This is a genomic window from Psychrobacillus sp. L4 (assembly GCF_042944905.1).
Classification (GTDB): Bacteria; Bacillota; Bacilli; order Bacillales_A; family Planococcaceae; genus Psychrobacillus.
The window spans coordinates 1832467-1855751 of the sequence record NZ_CP168496.1; the positions used below are offsets into that span (position 1 = coordinate 1832467).

The window sequence follows — 23285 nt, forward strand, 5'->3', positions numbered from 1 at the left end:
TATAACACTTTATCAAAATATTGCTGAAATACTAGCTAATATTAACGAAGTACAATCTATAGTTGCTAAGGGTAATTTTCAAAATGGAGAAATGAAAGTCTCTTTTTGTAAAGTGACGAATAATAATGAAGTGACTTCTAAAACATCCTATTGGAAAGAATCAAATGAATAATCAGGTGGGACCAGTTGCTTTGGAACGATTAGGAGGGTCGGAGCAGCTGTCATTATTAGATTAACCTCATTATATCAATGGAATGAAAAGAGCAAACCTTTATCTTTAGAGGTTTGCTCTTTTAAAATGTTAAATGTCTATTATGATAGGCAGAATCATAGGACTTCTTTTCGTTCGACTGTACAAGAGTTTTTCGATAGAACTTTTTATATTTTGTTTTAACACTCGCTGGTTCCTATCTTTTGAGTTCTTAATAGTTTGACGAACAGATTGATTTACCTCTTTCATCAGTTCCTCAGCCTCAGGTCCATAAACGAATCCACGTGAAATAGTATCAGGACCTGTTATGATTTTGTTCCCTGATTTACTAATGGTCATTACGATGACTAGCATACCATCTTCCGAAAGGAGTTTTCTATCCCGCAAGATGATGTTTCCGACATCACCTATCCCAAATCCATCTACGAAAATGTTCCCAGCATCAATACTACGTGTATGAATGGCCTCTTGATCGACAATGTCAACTACATCACCATTATTTAATATAAATATGTTATCCTTTCTCACACCAACCGATTCAGCCAATAAACTATGATGGCGAAGCATGCGATATTCACCATGAATGGGGATGAAATATTTTGGTTTCATTAATGTGAGCATAAGTTTTAACTCTTCCTGACAAGCATGACCAGAAACATGCATTCCTGTAACATTACCTGATCCATAAATAACTCTGGCTCCTAATTGAAATAAATTATCTATTATTCGGGATACACTCCGTTCGTTACCAGGTATCGGACTTGCAGCAAAAATAACAGTGTCTTCCGGCAAAACTTCAACTTGGCGGAAGTTGGAGCTTGCTAATCGAGACAAGGCGGCCATTGGTTCTCCTTGACTGCCAGTGCATAGAATGACCACTTTTTCAGGGTTCATCGTTCTCACTTCATTTGCCTCCATTAGCATGCCATCTGGGATGTCTAAGTATCCTCTTTCCATAGCGACGGACACTACGTTAACCATACTACGTCCAAGTAAAACAAGCTGACGATTCGTTTTTATAGCTGCATTTACTATTTGTTGCACTCGATGAACATTGGAAGCAAATGTGGATATAAATACTTTCCTCGGTGCATGACGGAATGCATCTTCAATATGATCGCCAACTAATCGTTCGGAGGGAGTGGAGCCAGGTCGTTCTGCATTGGTACTTTCAGATAAAAGAAGTAATACACCATTTTGACCTATTTCCGCCATTTTGTGAATATCTGGAGCATGATTATCCACAGGGGTTAAATCAAACTTAAAATCCCCAGTATGTACGATTGTACCTTGTGGCGTATGAATTACAATTCCCAAGCAGTCAGGAATACTGTGACTTGTCCTAAAAAATGTTGTTTTAATAGTTCCTAATCGAATAGTTGACTCCTCATCAATTAAAAAAAGTCTCGTTTGTCTAAGAAGACCATGTTCTTTTAATTTTATTTCAATCAAACCAAGCGTTAAGTTTGTAGCATAAATTGGTACATTCAACTGCTTTAAGAAATAGGGAATACCCCCGATATGATCTTCGTGTCCATGGGTAACAATTAAAGCCCGGATTTTTTCTTTATGTTCCTGTAGAAAGGAAATATCCTGGATGATTAAATCAATGCCTAATAGACTTTCATCTGGAAACTTGGAACCGCAGTCAATAATAACGAGATCACCGTCAGATTGTATAACGTACATGTTTTTTCCGATTTCATTAATGCCACCAAGAGCAAAAATAGATAATTTAGACTTCGTTGTATTCAAGTTAGTGCCTCCTTTCTAGAACTTTCATCTAAAGTATTGCCTATAAAAGCACTTTTATAAGGAGATTTATAAAGTTATTTCATAATCCTGGCGATATATTATATTTGTAAAATGTTGGAGCGGATTTTAATTTTTGTGAAAGGGAATTGTTACAGTGTTGAAAACTAATGGGTGTAAGACAAGATGCAAAATCCGTATTCTCCCAATCTAATTTGATTTGGTTCAAATTTTGCTTCACAGCTATATAGAACTTTATGACTGTCCCCTGTTTCTAGTGGAAAAATTTGTTCAGCCGAATTTGGATTGAGAAGGACAACAACTGATTTGTTTTCTGTATACTTTCGGTAACCAAATATACCATGATCTTCTTTGGGTAGCAGGAAATGAATTGCTCCTTCGTTCGCAAGAAGTTTTTCTCTTTTACGAAGTGTAATCAGTGTCCGAATATGATCCTTCAATTCGGATTGGTGTCTTTCACTGTCCCAAACCATGCAATTCCTACAGCCTGGGTCTTGCCCACCTGTAAGACCAATCTCATCCCCGTAATAAATGCAAGGGGATCCCATAAAAGTAAGCAGGATGGTGAAAACTTGTTTTGTCATTTTCACATTGCCGCCGCATTCTGTAAGTATTCTTGGGGTATCATGGCTTCCGACTAAATTAAAAGTAACATCGAAAACGTTTTTCGGATAGCTGAAGTATACTTTGCTCATATTCTCGACAAATTGCCTAGAACTGATATTCCCATTGGCCAGCAAATTCAATACATTTGTCTTAAAAGGGTAATTCATCACCGCATCGAACTGATCTCCTCGGAGCCAAGGCATGGAATCGTGCCATATTTCACCTAATATATAAAGTTCAGGCTTTGCTTCTTTGACCGCCGTTCTGAACTCACGCCAGAAAGGGTGATCAACCTCATTCGCAACATCTAACCGCCAGCCGTCTATATCAAACTCTTTAATCCAATATATCCCCGCATCAATCAAATATTTTTTCACTTCCGGATTCGCTGTATTCAATTTGGGCATGGATTCGACAAAACCAAAAGTCTCATAATTGGGTTTTGCTCCTCCTACGACAGGAAAGCTGTGTATATGGAACCAATCCTTGTAACAGGAATTCTCACCTTTCTCAAGAACGTCCTGAAAAGGAGGGAAGTAATAGCCGCTATGGTTGAAAACCGCATCGAGCATTACCTTTATGCCACGGGTATGGCACTCTGATATTAGCGTTTTTAAAGAGTCTGCATCCCCAAATTGAGGATCCAGTTCCATATAATCAATCGTATCGTATTTATGATTTGAATAAGCTTTAAACACCGGTGTGAAATATATGCCATTCACACCGAGATCTGTCAGGTGATCAAGATGTTTTGTAATACCAGCAAAATCGCCTCCGAAGAAATTATCAACAGCTGGCGGTTCGCTTTCCCAAGACTTTGTATCTCTCGGGTTAATTGAAGAGTCACTATTAGCAAAGCGCTCTGGGAAAATTTGATACCAAATGGTTTCCTTAACCCATTCAGGCGCGTTAAACTGTTCATTTTCGTGTAGGTAAGGAAAGCAAAAATAATAATCCGTATCAGTAGGCGGGGTGTCATAAAACCCTTTTTCCGTAAAAATAAGCCCTTCATTTATTGAAGTCAACCTAAATCCGTATCGGAGCCTTCGATTCGTTGTAACTAGTTCAACTTCCCAATAGTCAAACAGGTCATCACTTCCAGATAGACTCATGAGTACTTCAGAAAACTGCCATTCTCCGTTTTTCCAAATATATGGATCTCCTATAATCAAAGAAACACCAGTCAGGTCATTTTGTTTCGTTTTAATACGGATATGCAGCGTACGATTGTCTAGAAGATAAGCGAAATTATCGACAGGTCTGTGAAAAATAGCGGATTTTTCCATAATACGTCTCCTTTTATCACAAAATTAATTTAAACATTCATAATTATCATTATATTAAAAGTAGCAAAAGGTACCTCATTGCACAAGAAATAGTTTGCAAGAGTTTAACTTTATTTTTAAGAGCTAAAGTATTTTTATCTCTATCGAAAATAATTAAACTGAATTTTTTAAAAAAACAAAATAACGATTGTTTATAGTTTTGGAAAATGTATAATAAAATTATAAGTTGTGCAATCGCTTTCATAAATATTAATCTTTAAAAATTTTATTCTAATTGCTCAAGAAGTTAAGTTATTATCGACGATTGTAAAAATTTTATGATTAAAGTTATTAATTATGATAGCGGTTACAAATATCAATTTGTGCAAGCGTTTGTCCAACTTTGGAAAAAGAAATTTAACATACTAGGGAGGGGTCAAAGAAATGAAAAAATCATTATCGTTGTTAGTGATGCTGATGCTTATAATCGGACTGTTGGCTGCATGTGGACCGAATCGAGAAGAACCGACTACAAAGAATACCGAGAAAAACGAAGAAGGTAGCGTTACAACCGAAGAACCTGCAAAACCGGAAAAACTTGTAGTATGGGAAGATACAGATAAATCGGTGGCTTTAAAACCGGCCATTGAATCATTCGAAAAAAAATATGGTATTAAAGTAGAATTTAAAGAACTAGGCATGGCTGATAAAATGCGTGAACAGCTGCGTCTTGATGGTCCTTCTGGAACTGGAGCAGATGTTGTTACACTACCTCATGATCAAATCGGCCAGGTAGTAACAGAGGGGTTAATCCAAGAAATCGAAGTAAGTGATGAAATACTTTCCACGTTTACAGAATCATCCATCAATGCTGAAAAATATGATGGTAAACTGTACGGATTACCAAAAGCTACCGAAACACCGGTATTCATCTACAATAAAGCTCTTATGCCAAAAGCACCGGAGACAATGGATGAAGTCTATACATTCTCTAAAGGATTTACTGATGGTAAAAAGTTTGGATTCCTCGCTTTATGGGATAACTTTTACTTTGCTCATGGCGTAATTGGTGGTATGGGCGGTTATGTATTCAAGGACAATAACGGTGCTCTTGACCGAGAAGATATTGGTTTAAATAATGATGGAGCAGTTAAAGGAGCAGAATATATACAAAAATGGTATAAAGAAGGATTATTCCCTAAAGGAATCATCGGGGAAAGCGGCGGTTCTGCAAAAGACGGATTATTTAATGAAGGAAAAGTTGCTTCAGTTATGGATGGTCCTTGGGCTTTCCAAAGCATGAAAGATGCAGGAATTGACATAGGAGTTTCTGCAATGCCGACTCTTCCAAACGGAGAGCATATGAAAACATTTATGGGTGTTAAAGGATGGCATGTAACGTCTTTTACAGAGCATAAATATTGGTCGACAATGTTAGTAGAATGGTTAACAAATGAAGAGAACGCTAAAATTCGTTTTGAAACAACTCAAGAAATTCCACCAGTGAAAACATTGATTGAAGATCCAATCATTGCTGAAAATGAAGGCGCAAAAGCTGTAGCACTTCAATCTCAGTATGCAGTACCAATGCCAAACATCCCAGAGATGGGTGAGGTTTGGGGCCCTGCTGCTTCCGCATTACAAACAATTGCTACAGGCAAAGCAAACCCAAAAGCAGCGATGGATGATGCGGTTAAAACAATCAAAACAAATATTGAAACAAATCACCCGAATAAATAAAAAAAAGCAAAGGCATGTTTCCAGTTAGGAAACATGACTTTGCTTATATCTTAATCAAGCATTAACAAAAAAATAGAAATTTCTCCTTTCAAAGGAACGAAGGAGGTAGTATTTACATTGGACAATGTAGTTTTAACCAAACATAAACGAAATGCTGGGTTATTATCCATTATTCCAGGCTTCGGGCAATTTTATAACAAGCAGTATGTTAAGGGTATCATTCTTTTCGTATTAATTGCCGCATTTTTTAGTAGCTTTTCACAAACGTTAAATTGGGGTTTCTGGGGATTGATTACATTAGGAACAATACCGCAGCTCGATCATTCCATTTTCTTACTCATTGATGGAATCATCGCTCTATTGGTAGGGTTAATAGGTCTCGGTATTTATGCTTTCAATATTTATGATGCATACATTAACGGGAAAAAGCGGGATGAAGGATTTAGCTTAAACAGTGTGAAGGAACAATATCATAATCTTTTGGACAATGGCTTTCCATATTTAATGATTTCCCCAGGTTTCTTATTGTTGATCTTCGTTGTCATATTCCCAATCATTTTTGTTATTCTCCTATCCTTTACAAACTATGACCTGTACCATACTCCTCCGGCTAAACTAGTTGATTGGGTAGGAATACAAAACTATATTGATATTTTCTCGTTGGATCTTTGGAGAAAAACTTTTTTTGGGGTCCTCGGTTGGACAATTGTTTGGACATTTGGAGCGACCACCTTACAAGTTGCCATAGGAATCTTCTTGGCAGTATTGATTAATCAAAAGGATTTGAAGGGAAAGGCATTTTTTCGGACAGTCTTGATACTTCCATGGGCAGTACCAGCCTTTATCTCTATCCTGATTTTCTCAGGAATGTTCAATGAATCATTTGGGGTCATTAATAACGGAATTCTTAGCTTCTTTGGAATTGATGCAATTCCTTGGATGACTGAAGAGCTATGGACCCGTGTAGCGTTAATTTTAATACAGTCATGGCTTGGTTTTCCATTCATTTTTGCGATGACAACCGGAGTATTACAGTCCATTCCAGATGAATTATATGAGGCAGCAAATGTGGATGGGGCTTCTATTTTCCAAAAGTTTCGTAGTATTACCTTACCAATGGTCTTGTTTGCTACAGCACCAATTCTTATTACGCAGTATACATTTAACTTCAATAATTTTAATGTTATCTTTCTGTTCAACGGCGGGGGGCCGGCATTACCGGGACAAAACGCCGGAGGGAGTGACATTTTGATTTCTTGGATCTATAAACTGACTATGACTTCGGGACAGTATGGAAAAGCAGCTGCTATTACGATGCTCTTGTCCTTGATTGTTGTGACAGTAGCATTATGGCAGTTCAAACGGACAAATTCATTTAAACAGGAGGATATGATGTAATGGCTAATAAGACTGAAAAATTGATCAGACTGACAGTTTCATATCTTATTCTTCTCGTAGCAATAGTCATCGTAATTTACCCTCTGCTTTGGGTAATAGGATCTTCCCTTAATCCGGGACAAAGTCTTTCAGGATCATCTATGTTTCCTAAAAACCCTACATTCAAACATTATCTGGACTTGTTTGACGCAGAGAAGTCCAATTATATTTTATGGTATTTAAATTCTATGAAAATTAGTTTAATCACAATGATTTTAGCGGTAATAAGTGTTTCACTTACTGGATATACTTTTTCTCGGTATCGATTTATAGGGCGGAAAAACGGCCTCCTTACATTTTTGGTTCTCCAGATGATTCCGAACTTTGCTGCACTAATAGCAATTTATGTTCTAGCACAAAGAACAGAACTTATTGACACCCATCTTGGACTGATCCTAATTTATGTTGGAGGACAAATCCCTATGAATACATGGCTCACGAAGGGATATATCGATACCATTCCAAAGGAACTCGATGAGTCTGCGAGAATGGACGGTGCAGGCCATCTGCGAATTTTCTGGCAGATCATTATGCCGCTTGCGAAGCCCATCATTGCTGTAGTTGCACTCTTTTCTTTTATCGCTCCATTCGGAGATTTCATCCTTGCCCGCATCATGCTTCGCTCGGAAGAAAAATTCACTATGGGGGTAGGTTTATATGAATTAGTATCCAAGCAGTTTGGGAATGAATTCACTACTTTTGCTGCCGGATCGGTTTTGATCGCCATCCCAATTACGATTCTTTTCTTAATGTTCCAGAAATACTTTGTATCCGGTTTAACTGCAGGAGGCACGAAAGGCTAATCACATTAGTGTAAGGAATTAGCTGGGGAGGACTGACATGAAAAAGAGTGTATCCATACTCGTTTTAATTACGCTTCTACTAATTTCCTCGATTCCTCTATTAGCAGCAGAAAAAGAAGAACGAAAGATGCAGGATGAGGTCATTTATTCGATCATGGTGGACAGATTCAACAATGGGGATGTCAACAATGACAAAGATACAAACCCAAATGATCCGAAAACTTATCACGGCGGTGATTTCAAAGGAATTACCGAAAAATTGGATTATCTTAAAGATATGGGTTTTACCTCCATTTGGTTGACGCCTATTTTTGAAAATATGGAAAATGGTTATCATGGATACTGGATAAAGGACTTTTATAAAACAAATGAACATTTTGGAACGATAGAAGAATTCAAAACACTCGTTAAGGAAGCTCATAATCGAGATATGAAGGTTATTCTGGATTTTGTTGTTAACCATGTTGGTCCAGGCCATGAGTGGCTAAGCGATCCTACAAAAGAAGAGTGGTTCCATGAAAAAAAGCCAATCTCTAACTGGAATGACCAAGAAGAAGTGGAGAATGGCTGGTTATATGACTTACCTGACTTGAACCAGGATAATCCAGACACCAGGAAGTATCTTTTAGATGCCGCTAAATGGTGGATTAAAGAAACGGATATCGATGGCTATAGGCTTGATACGGTTAAACATGTTCCAAAAGAATTTTGGACAGATTTTTCAGTAGCTGTAAAATCAGAGAAAGATTCATTCTATCTCCTCGGTGAGGTGTGGCATGACAATCCGAACGTGGTAATCGGTTATCAAGATACTGGAATTGATGGATTTATGGATTTTTCGCAGAATGATAGCTTGCGCACGGCTTTTGAGAAGTCCGACAAGTCGTTAGGATGGCTCTTTTCAAATGCTGCTCGAAATGAAAAATTATATCATCGTCCAGAACTGCTTGGTCAATTTCTCGACAATCACGATATGGTCCGATTTGCGAATCTATCAATCAAGAATAAGCAAGATCCGGTTACTAGATGGAAACAAGGTCTGTCCTATTTATACACTACACCAGGTATTCCGATAATCTATTATGGCACTGAAATTGCCATGAGCGGAGGAGAAGACCCGGATAATCGCAAGTTCATGAATTTTAATGCCGATAAAGATTTAATTCATTTTATTACTAAGCTTGGAGCAATAAGGCAACAACTACTTTCACTGACTAGAGGGGATATGGAGCTTTTATATGAAGAAGCAGGAATGGCTATCTTCAAGAGGACTTATCGGGATGAAACAGTAGTTGTAGCAATCAACAATACTTCTGAGATGCAAAAAGTAGTACTTGAAGTAAAGTTTGAAAAAAATAAAGAACTAAGAGGATTAATTGGAGGAGAGCTAATCAATTCCAAAGGGAACAAATACTCGATTGTCCTAGACGGAGAACAGTCAGAAATATACTTGCTGGCTGATAAGTCGGCGATAAATTGGTTCTATATCGGTATTTTTTTAGCTAGTTTAGTTGTATTTGCATGTTTCATTTACTTCTTGGTCAGAAAGTCAGAAAAGTGGAATGATATTGGTAGATAAGATTCCTCTATATTCCGGCATGTGTAACTAGCGAGTAGCACGATCAATTGCGTGATAGTAAATTGTTTGCAACCACTAGATCAGACAGTTCAAAAGGGGAGGAGTACTTAGTTAAATGAATAAAAAATGGTGGAAAGAAGCTGCCTGTTATCAAGTGTATCCAAGAAGTTTTAAGGACAGTAATGGTGACGGTATCGGTGATTTGAGAGGAATTATCTCCAAATTGGATTATTTAAAGGAGCTTGGGATAGATATTATCTGGATCTGTCCTTTTTATAAGTCCCCGAATGCGGATAATGGGTATGATATAAGCGATTATCAGGATATTTCAGAACAGTTTGGTCATATGGGAGACTTTGATGAATTATTGAAAGAGGTCCATACACGGGAAATGAAGCTAATTCTGGACTTAGTTATTAATCATACGAGCGACGAACATCCTTGGTTTATTGAATCGCGCTCGTCTAGAGATAACCCTAAAAGGGATTGGTATATATGGAAGGATGGAATTGGTGATGAAGCCCCGAATAATTGGGAGAGTATTTTCTCCGGAAGTTCATGGGAGTATGACAATTTAACAGAACAATATTATCTTCATTTGTTTGCAATTAAGCAACCGGACTTGAACTGGGAAAACTCAAAAGTGCGAGCAGAACTATTTAATATGGTTAACTGGTGGTTGGATAAAGGAATAGATGGCTTCCGGGTTGATGCAATTAGTCATATTAAGAAGCGAGATAGTATGCCGGATATGCCGAATCCTACAGGAGAACAATATGTACCAGCCTTCGATATGCATACGAACCAAACAGGTATTCAAGACTATTTAAAAGAGCTTAAAGAAAAAACCTTTTCTAAGTACGATATTATGACGGTAGGAGAAGCAAATGGGGTCAGTGTGGCCGAAGCTGATGAGTGGGTTGGTGAAAGGAACGGGAAATTTGATATGATTTTTCAGTTCGAGCATCTTGGTTTGTGGAATAAGGGATTAGATAAGTCGGTGGATGTCATTGGACTGAAAAGAACACTTTCCAAATGGCAGAAAGGATTACACCGTAAAGGCTGGAATGCCCTTTTTTTAGAAAATCATGATCAACCACGCAGCGTTTCTAGTTGGGGGAATGATCGAGAGTATTGGAATGAAAGTTCCAAAATGCTAGCCGCTTGTTACTTTCTTATGCAAGGGACTCCATTCATCTATCAGGGGCAGGAAATTGGTATGACGAACGTCAAATTTACTTCCATCCAGGATTATGATGATATTGGGATGAAGAATTTTTATAATATAGAAATTGCCAAGGGTTGTTCACATGAAGAAGTTATGGAAATCATTTGGCGAAATGGGCGTGACAATTCAAGAACACCGATGCAATGGGATGATACTTTAAACAGTGGATTTACAGAAGGTGAGTCTTGGATGAAAGTAAATCCGAATTACTTGAAAATCAATGTAGCAGCACAACAAAAAGATGAAAATTCCATCTATCACTTCTATAAAAGAATGATTGGATTGCGAAAAGAAAATCCTGTTTTTGTGTATGGAGAGTACGATATACTGCATGAGGATCATCCGGGAGTATATATATATACGCGTTCGATTTCTGGACAGTTTGCCTTGGTGCTATGCAATTTTCGTGATTATCTGATAGATCTACAATTAAGCGGAATTCCGAAGTTTGATTTTGAGCTAATGCTATACAATTATGAAGATGCTCCAGCTCAACTCATCAAGGAAGTATCGCTTAGACCGTATGAGGTAAGAGTATACTTATATAGGTAACTAGGATTGGTGACGGAAGAAAAGTGTAAACATCATTTTAGTGCATCTTGTCTTCACCATTTCCTGAGTGCTTCGGAATTAACATCGGCTACACCATTAAAAGAGGAATCTTAGCTATTCAGCATTTTTGTAGCAACAAAAGCTATTTATTTTTCACGATTTTTCCGGAAAATATTTTTTGGTATGAAAGGCTTTTGATTATGGATAGTTTAATTTAAAATATGGTAGTATCAAAATTTATTAAAATGATTTTGTATGATTGTATCTACTGAACAAGAGTGGAGGGAGTCTATTGGCAATTACGATTAAAGATGTGGCGAAGTTGGCAGATGTTGCTCCTTCTACAGTTTCACGGGTGATTGCTAACAGTCCCCGTATTAGTGAGAAGACGAAAAAGCGGGTGAGAGAAGCGATGAAACAGCTTGGTTACCATCCTAATTTTATCGCTCGGAGTCTTGCAAGCCAATCCACAAAAGTCATTGGCCTTGTACTACCTCACTCTTCTAATGTGTTTTTTCAAAATCCTTTTTTTTCTGAGGTTATACAGGGGTTGAGTGAAGGAGTACGAGAAAAACAGTATGCACTTCAAATGAGTACTGGTAAAACAGAACAAGAATTATATGATGGTGTTGTGCATATGGTCCAGGGAGGTAGGGTTGACGGCATTATCCTGTTATACTCTCGTATAGACGACAAAATTCTTCCCTATTTAAAAAATAGAAATTTTCCTTTTGTAGTTATCGGAAAGCCTTTTGATTTTGTCGATAAGATTACTCATGTTGATAATGATAATTATCTCGCAGCTAAAGAAGCCACTGAATTTTTCATTGGTCTTGGCCATGAAAGAATTGGCTTCATTGGAGGCAGCCAAACTCTAACAGTTACGATGGATCGTTTACAAGGATATAAAGATGCTCTTAGAGGCTCCAATTTGCTTCTCAAGGAAGAATATATCATTCACGAAGAATTTCTGCGTAAGGGAGGGCAGGAAGCTGTCAAAAAGCTCATGACAAGGACTATTCCACCTTCCGCACTTATTGTGACGGATGAATTGATGGCACTAGGAGTTGTCAATTTCCTTACTGAAATGCAAATGGACATTCCAGAGCAAGTATCAATCGTCAGCTTCAATAATGCCTTGTTCGCAGAAATGTCTAGGCCCCCGTTGACTTCAATCGATATCAACATTGAAGAACTTGGTTATCAGGCTGCAAGAAGTTTGATTCAATTGCTTGAGAATGAAAATGAACCTATCAAACGAATCATTATACCGCACAAGCTAGTGATTAGGAATTCGTGTACTGAGCCTAATCGGGCAATGAGTGCGGATGGCGGCGATTTAATAGGTTAGATTACAGGAAGTACAGCTATCTATTTTTCTAATATCGAACGGTCTATTCAGTTAGTTGCTAACCAACTTGATCACGCTGAGGACGATTTACATACGTATATTACGAAACTAGTGAAGAAAATAAATACTTTAGACGAGGACAAGCTACAGCATCTTGTCGATACGATTAGTTTTTGAGGTAGCATTTGCAACATTAACCGTATCAATTCTATCATTAAGCCATAAGAGTTAACCTATCCTTAAATAAGCACTCTGAGTGGGTTATCCTAAGACCACTCAGCCAATCGCTTTGAGAGAACCGACTTATATTTGCCCGCTTGATGCGTTAACATCAAGCGGGCTTTTTTATATTTCACATACTTCACTTTATGTATACTTTTTATTTGTAACATTTATAAGCTTTAATTTTAGACACCATAATAATATTATGTAAACAAAAAACAAATGTAATTATAAGAGTTTAAATTAGAGTTGAAACTTATATTTATTCCAACCGTATTTTAGGAACTAGTTCATTGAAGATTATTATAAAGGAGTTGATTTGCTAGATAATTTTCGCAGGATGAAGATGGGACGTCTAAGGGAAAGAGAAGTTAGAAAATTAGCGAGGTGGTTTTTTAGTTTTGGATAAGAGAAAAGTAGGGAACACTTTTGGTGTTACATCTATGTTACCTGTGATAATATGTATCGTTATTTTCTATGTAGAAAGGGGACCCAATGCTGATATTTATTTTATTATTACCATTTTTTTATTTTATCAATTATTGGTATTTTATTTGCTATATTCTCTTGGTTGATATCTAAACGACTTATTCTTGTTATTATCGGCTTAATAGGAAATGTATTTGTTTTGGCTGCAGCTTTTCTATTACTATTGGCAATGGGAATTAGCGAACCATAAACCTTCTTCAACTCCCATAGATTCATGACATACTTTCGAGTGGATAAAGTTGAGTTAAAGCTTTCTCAACTATCTAAAAGCGATTATTAAACAAAAGCAATTATCATTGAGGAACAGCCTTTAGGAAGAAAGGGATTGAAATGATATATATAGTAAGAGATGATTGTATGCAAAAATCCTGATAAAAGATAATTAACGAACTATTTTACATAAAGATCATTGAAACATTCGTCTTTAAGAAGCTAAAGTGCTATTCTCCCATCGGCTGAATACTTCATCAATCTAAGAAAACACGAATATTATATTTGAAAGTTATTTTAAATTAAAGGGATTTATGTATAATTTACTTTTCTTAAGAAAATTATTAATTGACAGATAATCCATTTATGTTTTTATTACTTCAATCTAAAAAAACAAGGGTAAACCTCAAGTTATACTAAGAAGATCCATTGTTTTATGGGTTAATAGGTAAAGCATTTGCTAATAAACAAATGAATAACATTTTGAAATGATTTGTGAACATCTAGGGAGGATTGTAGAAATGCCAGTATCCGTTGTAAGTGACTTAAAAAGATAATAAAAACCGATAAGTATTTTACATTGCATGGGCTATGTTATTCAGTAGCAAGCATATATGAAAATCATAAAGAACTTGCGAATTACAAGTCCAAAAGAACATATATTATAGGAATAAGGGAAGTTGAGGTATTCTAGATCTCCTGCACGCAAATTTATTTTAGTTTACATAATATATATTATACGGAGTTGCATCTCATTAATAAAGTATACTTGAAACATTGAGATATTTGAGAGAAATTTAGACTAATTTGGTATTTATGTAATTTGCAAAATCACCTTATTTAAATCTCGTTTGGACTAATAGTCACTTATTAATAACTGGTACAATGTCAATAATTCTTTTATTCATCTCAATTTATACACTTCTACAATACTGGAATTTCTCCTACAACTTCCAATTGTAAATTCTGAAAAATGATTTTATTAAGTTTCTGTTCACTATCCGCAATTAATAAAACCAAGAGTAAACAATGAATTGACATTGCTACACTTGGTTTCTAGATAATTATTAATACTATTTCATACCAGATCTAAAAATACTAATTAGATAATCCTCTTCACAAAAATCACCAATATATTGGAATCCATTTTTAGAATAGAATTCTCTAAGTTTTATATTACCAGCCCAACAATCTAAATATAGTACTTTGTTTAATCTTTGAGCGTTAGTACATGCAAATTCGGTTATTTTAGTGCCAATACTACTTCCTTGGTATTCCGGAAGAATTGCAATTTTTGATAAATATAAGCTTTTAGGGTCTACTGTTTGTTCACCTATTTTATCAATTGTTTCAATAAAAAAAGTACCAATTACATTTTCATTATGGATTAATTTATAAGAATTATTTCCTCTAATGGCACAAGAAATATACTCAGAATTCCAAGGATACGGCCATTGATTAATATTTTTATTTTGCAAAGCAATCGTAACCTTATTTAAAACTTCTAGGATTTGTGCTAAATCATTTAACCCTGCCTATTTTATTATCATCGGATTCCCCTGTTTAAAGTAATTAGTCCAGTATACCGGCTTGATTGTGATAGTTTCGAATGATCATCCCAGATGCTTTCATCATTCCGTGTCTCTCATAATAAGGCTGTAAATGGTCATCACACAGTAAATCAACCATGTATAGGTCTTTAAGCTCTGCAATCATTCTTTGGAGTAGCTCTTTACCGATACCTTTACTTTTATATGCAGGTAAAACTTCTAAAAGCGGAATATATGCACTTAAAACGCCATCACTAATCGCGGTTATAAACCCTACTACTTCCCCACTCTTGGAATCGATAGCTAAAATTTTATAAGAACTACCTTCCAACAATTTCATATGTGTTGCAGACGAAGGTGGATTGGGCCAATCTACAAAGAATCCTTCTAATGATTCTGCCAGTATATTTGATGATTCATTTGTATAGTTAATCACTTGTAAAACCTCTATCTTAAGTCATATGGGTGCGTTTACCATATGATAAGATCAATAAAAAAGTAAAAACATTATGATTTCCCCTCCATATAAACAGCTTAAAGAATGCCGATACTCATACCAATTTTTGTAAAAGGTATTTGAAAAGAGTAATGCATATATTCTAAAGATCACATTATGAAATACTACTTAAATGTTCGTGTATTAACTTCCATTCATGCTCGTTTTCTTTAATAAAAACATTTGTCGCCCGCCCACTTCCAGAAACAAATTTGCCATCATAATACCCTTCATAATGATATGTATAAATACAAGTTGCCGTTTTTTCATCAGCTGCTAACCAATGTACATTGGATGCAGAATAAACCTCTTCTTTAATAACTTCCCATGCATTCTCAAAATAGTTTTGAATTTCATTAATAGTTGTACAAGATTTATCAGAAAACCAATAAACTGCATTTGGATGCAAGAGACTTTTAACATCTTCAAAAATATGCGTGTTTGTAGCCTCAATATACTGCTCTAAACAATGTTTATACCCCATACAATTCCTTCCCTCCTATCAATTCTCCATTCATTTTTGGAGAGATTTCTATCTTCTTTTATTGATCCTTATTATTTATAATTCTTTTCCGTATCGAACTTCTTCAAATATTTGTTTAAAACCTAAAGAAATATATAATTTTAAATGCTGAACTCTTATTCATCTATTAGATTTCAGAATTGTATAATATGAGTATATGAATAAATAGTCATAAAGGTCAATTTTTAACTTAATTCTCAAAATAATCCGACATTTAACAAGGTTAGTATACCTTACTTAAAAAATTTTCAGTTATCGTCATCGTACTTTTACTCTAAGACTTTCAAGAGGATTACCCAAGTAGATGTATATTAGACAATTTAGTTCATAATAACTATGTGGATGGTATAATATAAATATAAATTGAATACATTAAAAAAGACTGTTGGGTGCTACAACACCAAACAGTCTTGCATTAAAATAGTATCGCTTCAAAGGCGATCAGCAATTACTAAGAGTAAACTACCCAATGCTTGCTATGGCTTAGGGGCAGTTTACTTTTTTTCTTTTGAAAAAGTAAGAATGGAGACAATTAAACCAGCGAACGCTACTGTGAACATCATGGCTTCGAAAGTCATCATATGCAACATATCCTTCCCTATTCTTGTATACAAACAGGAATAGTAAATAGGAATAAAGGAAATGCTGTCCGCCCATGAACACACTATTCTATTACACTTTAATTATATATTGCTCATATGCATCGGAATGTTGCGAGTAATGGAAGAAATGTTGCACGTAATTTTTAAAGTGTATTTCAATTAGTCTCGTGTGAGCAAAAAATAGTCTCGCTTTCGGATGAATTAGTCTCGGGTATAGGACAATTGGTCTCGCTTCAGGGTAAACTGGTCTCGGGTTTAACACAATTGGTCTCAAAGTGCCAAAAAGTGTAAATAAAAGCACCTGATTAAGCAACACTTCAATTTTTGTTCCACAGCGCGTAACCTACATATTGCGCATATGAATCGAAATATTGAAAGTAATTTATATAATACGTACGTTCTTACATCATCAGTGTATTCTTTTATTTGTCTAGGTGAGTTCTGTACTTGTATTTTCACAAAAACTAATATACGCTATCCCTTGAAAGAAATAATTATTATAGGAGTGATTTTGATGGCAAAATCTGCTGCATATAAAAAACGTACCCACCTGCTACGTAACACAGGAAAAGATGTAGCTGCTTTTCGAAGTGAAGTTGGTTTTAGTACGCATGTACGAATGACTAAAACAAAGAAGGAGAAGTTACAACAATATCAAAATAAATATAAAAAGCATTTCCAACAAGGTTTACGCCCCGATGGAAATGCTTTTTATATTGCTTAAATAAAAGCTATCCTATTTTTTTTCATTCTCCATACGAAAATGGACGTTAACGATACACTAAGCAGTCCAAAGACAACGACCATGTATTGCATACCGATGACGTCTAAAAGCGCTCCTGTCGATAGTAAAACAACTTGGAAGGCTATTCTATCTAACATACTTCGGAATGAAAAGAATCTACCGTGAAATGCTTTAGGTATTTGCTTCTGAAAAATAGTCATTGCTGTGGGGTAGAAACAACCAAGCGAAAACCCTAAAACTGCAAAAGTTATAAGCGTTAAGGCCGGACTGGCAGCAAAGTATAATAATAGCTCAGCGGTACCTATTACAAAGACAAATGTAAAAAGAATATTGTTTATTTTCCATTTAGCGCCTATATACTTTACGGCAAGCGTACCAAGCATAAAGGCAACCCCTTCAACAGCATAAATGGTTCCTTTAATTGATGCAGAGTCCTGTAATACACTAATATTAATAATGAGCAAATTAAATGATCCTAAAAATAACACTGGAACAAGCGTTAAAATTAGTGTCATGAGAACTGCAGTATTATCCCGTAACATGGGGAAAATCTCACTAAATCCACTATTTTCTTTTCCATCTTTTAGAGCTACTTTTTCTTTTTCCTCTATCTTAAGAAAACAAGTAAACACTAATAATCCCGCATATGTAATCATAGAAACGATATAAAGCGATTGTATGGGCCAATATGCAAGGACAAGTCCCGCAATGGCGGTTCCAGCTACACGGGCAATGGTAGATATATTCATATGCCAACCATTAAGTTGTAATAACTCTTTTTGTTGTACTATCAATGGTAGTGTTGCTTGCAAAGCAGGGAAATAAAAGGAAGCAGATAGTTGTAAACTAATTAAAAATAATACCATCCACCATATAGATCCTGTAGCAATTGCAACAAACATAAACAAAACACTAATAATCCGTCCGATACTTGACACGATTAACACCGTTTTTTTCTTCGATTGATCAATAACCTTCCCTGCAAGTGGACCTATTAACACACCTGCTAATAGTCCACTTGCAAGAATTAATGATTTATGAAAATCAGATGGAACTTTTTCTTGCATAAACTCCAGATTGCCAATAATGCCACTCCATAAGCCAAGGCCAGCAATCAATTCCCCTAGTAACGCAATCCAAACATTTGCATTTCTCCACATATTATTCCCTTATTCTTTCTGTTCGATTGGCTGTTTCCACACTCGAACAAGTTTACCTTCTTTTTCAGTATCTACGATAAAGGACCCATTTGAATATCGATCAGTTGGACGAAGCGTATTCGATTGAACGATTTCCTGAACCCCTTTTTCTGTTTCTAATACAAGCTCATCTGCTTTATTCGTTAAAACAACTGCAAAAACTCGATGCGCGTTTGTTTTTAATTCACGGAGGGTAACAACTCCTCGTTTCGCACGACCACCTGCTTCAATTTCTTTTAAGGCCATTTTTTTCACAGATCCACGATGTGTAACTAATGTAATATCATCATGACTATTTTGAGTAATGACATTCACACTTACGACATAATCATCGTCTTTTAAATTGATACCTTTTACTCCACCCGTTTTGACACCAGTAACTGGTACTTCATCTAACGAGAATCGAACGGAGTAACTATAATAGGTCGTTAATAATACTTCATCGGAAGGTGATACAAGCTGTGCCAGTATTAATTCATCTTCTTTTTTCACATTCATTGTTTTTATCGGGCGAGCGTAACGTTGAACCACATAATCGGAAAGTAAAGAACGTTTAATCTGACCATCCTTTGTTGCAGTAAGTACACATAGATCAAGATCAAATGATTCGATTCCTATTACATTAATGATCGATTCATTTGTATCTAATGGCACGATACTTGAGATATGTTGTCCAAGGTCTTTCCAACGAATATCAGGTAATTCATGAACAGGCTGATAAATATAATTCCCTTTTGATGTGAATAGAAGTAAATGATGCTGCGTATTAATTGGTTCTTTGTATAATAAATAATCAGATTCCTTAATAGCAAAATCCTGTCCACTAGAGGCAGTATACGAACGTAAACTAGTGCGTTTAACATAACCATCTTTTGTAACAGTTACAATTACTTCTTCACTTGGAATTAATACATCTAATGTAACTTTTATTTCTTCAATTTCATCTTCAATAATCGATTTACGTGGTTCTGCAAATTGTTTTCTTACTTCTAATAGCTCTTTTTTTATCACTTTCAAAAGAACTACTTCGCTTGCTAAAATACTTTCTAGCTTTTTTACTAATGCATTTAATAGTTCTTCTTCTTGTTGCAGTTCTGTGATATCTGTATTTGTTAGTCTGTATAGTTGCAATGAAACAATTGCCTCAGCTTGAGCTTCTGAAAAATCAAATGACGAAATTAAGTTATTTTTAGCATCACGTTTATCTTTAGAAGCGCGAATTGTTCTAATGACATCATCTAAAATGGATAATGCTTTCATTAAGCCAGCAACGATATGCAAACGTTCCTTCGCTTTTTTTAAGTCAAAAGCTGTTCTTCGAGTCACAACTTCTTTTTGATGACCGATATAAGAGTCTAGTAATAAAGGTAATGTCATCATTGTTGGTCGTCGGTTATGAATAGCAATCATATTAAAGTTATAAGTTACTTGTAGGTCTGTATTTTTAAACAAAAATTGAAGTATTCCATGAGCGTCTACTTCTTTCTTCATTTCGATTACAATACGAAGCCCTGTACGATCAGACTCATCTCTTACGTCCGCAATACCATCAAGACGTTTATCATGGCGTTGTTCATCTATTTTTTTGACTAAATTTGCTTTATTTACTTCAAAAGGGATTTCGGTAATAACTATTTGTTCTTTTCCGCCCTTGATGGTTTCAATTTCTGTCTTCGAGCGAATGACAATTTTCCCTTTACCAGTTTCATAAGCTCTCTTTATACCTTCTACCCCTTGAATAATTCCTCCGGTTGGAAAATCTGGCCCTTTTATAACGGTCATTAGTTCATCAATTGTAGCTGCAGGGTTTTCGATCCGCATTAACACGGCATCCAATGCTTCATGTAATGCATGAGGCGGAATATCTGTTGCATATCCAGCGGAAATACCAGTAGATCCATTGACTAATAGATTAGGAAAACGTGCTGGTAAAACAACTGGTTCTGAATCAGAGTCGTCGAAATTTGGAATATAGTCTACTGTGTTTTTATTGATATCACGAAGAAGCTCATGTGAAATAGCAGAAATTCTTGCTTCTGTATAACGCATTGCAGCTGGTGGATCCCCATCAACAGAACCGTTATTACCGTGCATTTCCACTAACATATGGCGAAGCTTCCAGTCCTGGCTCATCCGTACCATTGCTTCATAGACTGAACTGTCTCCATGCGGATGATAGTTACCAATTACATTCCCTACTGTTTTCGCAGATTTACGGAAAGGTTTATCGTTCGTGTTTCCTTCTTGGAACATAGCAAATAATATGCGGCGTTGAACGGGCTTGAGTCCATCCCTCGCATCTGGTAGTGCACGGTCTTGAATGATGTATTTACTATAACGTCCAAACCGATCACCGATCACTTCTTCTAGTGGTAAATCTTGATAACGTTCGGTTTGTGTCATACTAACTCATCCTCCGTGTGAATTCTTTCATTTTCTAAAATATTGGAATCATCCTCTAAACCAAAGTTAACATTTGCTTCAATCCATTTACGACGAGGCTCCACTTTATCGCCCATTAACGTCGTAACATGTCTTTCTGCTCGAGCACCGTCTTCAATTGTCACTCGAATTAGTGTACGTGTTTCGGGATTCATCGTTGTATCCCATAATTGGTCTGCATTCATCTCACCAAGCCCTTTATAGCGCTGTAGCAAGAATCCTTTCCCAATTTTCTTTGAAGCAGCATCTAATTCTTTTTCTGTCCAAGCATATTCAAAAACTTCTTTTTTACCAAGTCCTTTATACACTTTATAAAGAGGTGGTAATGCGATATAAATTTTTCCATTCTCGATCAAAGGTTTCATATAGCGATAGAAAAAAGTTAATAAAAGTACTTGAATATGTGCTCCATCTGTATCCGCATCTGTCATAATAACAATTTTATCATATGCAATGTCCGCTATTTGGAATTCTGCACCAACTCCACCACCGACGGCATGGATAATAGTGGAAATCTCTTCATTTTTCATAATATCGGCAAGCTTCGCCTTTTCCGTATTAATTACTTTTCCACGTAAAGGTAAAATTGCTTGGAAAGTACGGTCTCGTCCTTGTTTAGCAGACCCTCCTGCGGAATCTCCTTCGACTAAATAAAGTTCATTTTTAGCAGCATTACGAGATTGAGCAGGAGTTAGTTTACCAGACAAAAGCGTATCAGAACGTTTACGCTTTTTACCATTACGCGCATCTTCTCTTGCTTTTCGAGCAGCTTCTCTCGCTTGCTGCGCACGAATTGCTTTTCGCACTAAAGAGGAAGTGAGTTCTGCGTTTTCTTCCAAAATATATTGCAGTTTTTCTGAAATGACACCATCTACAGCACTTCTTGCTTCACTTGTTCCAAGTTTCCCTTTTGTTTGTCCTTCAAATTGTAGTAAATTCTCTGGAATACGAACAGAAACTATCGCAGATATCCCTTCTCGAATATCCGATCCTTCTAAATTCTTCTCTTTTTCCTTCAATAAACTGGTTTTGCGAGCATATTCATTAAAAACTCTCGTTAATGCAGCTTTTGTTCCTGTTTCATGCGTTCCGCCATCTCGTGTACGAACATTATTTACAAACGACAAAATCGTTTCTGAATATCCGTCATTAAACTGAAAGGCAAATTCTACTTCTATTTCATCTTGCATGCCTTCTGTGTAGAAAACTGGATGTAGAATATCCTTATCTTCGTTCAAATAAGAAACAAAAGCTTCAATGCCGGTTTCATAACAGAAAATATCATGAGCACCCGTTCGCTCATCTGTTAATTCGATTTTTAATCCCTTTAGAAGAAAGGCGGATTCTCTTAATCTTTCGCATAATGTTTCGTAATTATATTTCACTACGGAGAAAATGGAGTTATCAGGCAAGAAATGTACGGATGTACCTGTCTCTTTAGTTGTTCCAATTTGTTTTAGAGACTGAGCCACTTTTCCACCATTTTCAAATCGTTGAATGAATTTCTTACCATCACGATGAATTACTACTTCTACATAGGAAGAAAGCGCATTCACAACGGATGCACCTACGCCGTGGAGTCCTCCACTCGTTTTATAACCACCTTGCCCAAACTTGCCGCCTGCATGTAGTACAGTAAAAATAACTTCAGCAGTTGGTATACCTGTTTTGTGCGTACCAGTCGGCATTCCCCGACCAAAATCGCGTATAGTGATACTTTGATCCTCATGGATAGTCACAATAATATGATCTCCAAAACCAGCAAGACTCTCATCTACCGCATTATCTACGATTTCATATACTAAATGATGCAACCCTCTTGCATCAGTAGAACCAATATACATTCCAGGTCTTTTTCGAACAGCTTCTAACCCTTCTAATACCTGAATATCATCATCACTATAACTTGTTATTATTTCATTTTTACTCAATATATGTTCCCCTCCAAAAAAAACAAAACATCTGTTCTTAACTATTCTTTAAGCCTACAAACAGATTGCTCTTATGTCAATACATAGCGTACATAGGTCAGATTTTAATTGTAAATAAATATCAAGTGGTTTGCAATCTACCTTACAATAGTTTTCTCTATTGGAATGCATTATTCCTTCTTTAGATTGAACAGAACTTAGCTTACATCGTAAACATAATAAGTTCAACCAATAAATAACTATAGTGGAATTTTTCAAGTTCATATTTTCTTTGCATTGAACTATGCTTTACGTACATGGTAAACTAAGAGTTCAATATATTATAAGTTTC

15 protein-coding genes are annotated in these 23285 nt (G+C 36.0%); 7 read left to right on the plus strand and 8 right to left on the minus strand.

What is annotated here, in order from left to right:
• Window positions 1–301 precede the first annotated feature (301 nt).
• Both ACEPXG_RS08685 and ACEPXG_RS08690 read right to left on the minus strand, forming a co-directional pair.
• Window positions 302–1966 carry a ribonuclease J gene (locus ACEPXG_RS08685; RefSeq protein ID WP_391209417.1) on the minus strand — a complete coding sequence of 555 codons (1665 nt, stop codon included), beginning with the start codon at window positions 1964–1966 and terminating at the stop codon, window positions 302–304.
• Window positions 1967–2130: 164 nt separating this feature from the next.
• Entirely contained in the window at window positions 2131–3876 is a 1746-nt protein-coding gene (locus ACEPXG_RS08690) for a glycoside hydrolase family 13 protein (protein ID WP_391209418.1), read from the minus strand.
• Between the two features lie 423 nt (window positions 3877–4299).
• On the opposite strand from ACEPXG_RS08690, the gene ACEPXG_RS08695 reads away from it, so the two are divergent.
• The 6 genes from ACEPXG_RS08695 to ACEPXG_RS08720 all read left to right on the plus strand — a co-directional run bounded on the left by ACEPXG_RS08695 (window position 4300) and on the right by ACEPXG_RS08720 (window position 12545).
• Complete coding sequence (locus ACEPXG_RS08695) at window positions 4300–5595, plus strand: extracellular solute-binding protein (RefSeq protein ID WP_391209419.1); 1296 nt, start codon at window positions 4300–4302, stop codon at window positions 5593–5595.
• A gap of 117 nt (window positions 5596–5712) precedes the next feature.
• The gene (locus ACEPXG_RS08700; protein WP_391209420.1) at window positions 5713–6993 is read left to right on the plus strand and encodes a carbohydrate ABC transporter permease; all 1281 of its coding nucleotides are present in this window, start codon (window positions 5713–5715) and stop codon (window positions 6991–6993) included.
• Window positions 6993–7835, plus strand: coding sequence for a sugar ABC transporter permease (locus tag ACEPXG_RS08705; RefSeq protein ID WP_391209422.1), 843 nt, complete (start codon window positions 6993–6995; stop codon window positions 7833–7835). The genes ACEPXG_RS08700 and ACEPXG_RS08705 overlap by 1 nt, the downstream gene beginning before the upstream one ends.
• Window positions 7836–7872: 37 nt before the next feature.
• Window positions 7873–9414 carry an alpha-amylase family glycosyl hydrolase gene (locus ACEPXG_RS08710; protein ID WP_391209424.1) on the plus strand — a complete coding sequence of 514 codons (1542 nt, stop codon included), beginning with the start codon at window positions 7873–7875 and terminating at the stop codon, window positions 9412–9414.
• 115 nt (window positions 9415–9529) lie between these two features.
• A complete protein-coding gene (locus ACEPXG_RS08715; protein WP_391209427.1) occupies window positions 9530–11194 on the plus strand; it encodes a glycoside hydrolase family 13 protein in 1665 nt (554 codons plus the stop codon).
• Between the two features lie 292 nt (window positions 11195–11486).
• Window positions 11487–12545, plus strand: a complete 1059-nt coding sequence (locus ACEPXG_RS08720; protein ID WP_391209429.1) for a LacI family DNA-binding transcriptional regulator — start codon at window positions 11487–11489, stop codon at window positions 12543–12545.
• A gap of 1994 nt (window positions 12546–14539) precedes the next feature.
• Here ACEPXG_RS08720 and ACEPXG_RS08725 read toward each other — a convergent pair.
• The 3 genes from ACEPXG_RS08725 to ACEPXG_RS08735 all read right to left on the minus strand — a co-directional run bounded on the left by ACEPXG_RS08725 (window position 14540) and on the right by ACEPXG_RS08735 (window position 15996).
• Complete coding sequence (locus ACEPXG_RS08725; protein WP_391209431.1) at window positions 14540–14944, minus strand: GNAT family N-acetyltransferase; 405 nt, start codon at window positions 14942–14944, stop codon at window positions 14540–14542.
• A gap of 94 nt (window positions 14945–15038) precedes the next feature.
• Window positions 15039–15449, minus strand: coding sequence for a GNAT family N-acetyltransferase (locus tag ACEPXG_RS08730; protein WP_391209850.1), 411 nt, complete (start codon window positions 15447–15449; stop codon window positions 15039–15041).
• A 178-nt stretch (window positions 15450–15627) separates the two neighbouring features.
• Window positions 15628–15996 (minus strand): YybH family protein, encoded by a 369-nt coding sequence (locus ACEPXG_RS08735; protein WP_391209433.1) that lies wholly within the window; start codon window positions 15994–15996, stop codon window positions 15628–15630.
• A 1155-nt stretch (window positions 15997–17151) separates the two neighbouring features.
• Here ACEPXG_RS08735 and ACEPXG_RS08740 point away from each other — a divergent pair.
• Window positions 17152–17361, plus strand: a complete 210-nt coding sequence (locus ACEPXG_RS08740; RefSeq protein WP_391209435.1) for a hypothetical protein — start codon at window positions 17152–17154, stop codon at window positions 17359–17361.
• Here ACEPXG_RS08740 and ACEPXG_RS08745 read toward each other — a convergent pair.
• From ACEPXG_RS08745 to parE, 3 genes are read right to left on the minus strand one after another with little or no spacing between them, the layout of a single operon-like run.
• A complete protein-coding gene (locus ACEPXG_RS08745) occupies window positions 17358–18542 on the minus strand; it encodes an MFS transporter (RefSeq protein WP_391209437.1) in 1185 nt (394 codons plus the stop codon). The genes ACEPXG_RS08740 and ACEPXG_RS08745 overlap by 4 nt on opposite strands.
• Before the next feature lie 9 nt (window positions 18543–18551).
• Entirely contained in the window at window positions 18552–20984 is a 2433-nt protein-coding gene (gene parC, locus ACEPXG_RS08750) for a DNA topoisomerase IV subunit A (RefSeq protein ID WP_391209440.1), read from the minus strand.
• On the minus strand, window positions 20981–22954 hold the full coding sequence (gene parE / locus ACEPXG_RS08755) for a DNA topoisomerase IV subunit B (RefSeq protein WP_391209442.1): 1974 nt from the start codon (window positions 22952–22954) through the stop codon (window positions 20981–20983). Before parE ends, parC begins: the two co-directional genes overlap by 4 nt.
• Window positions 22955–23285: the final 331 nt, after the last annotated feature.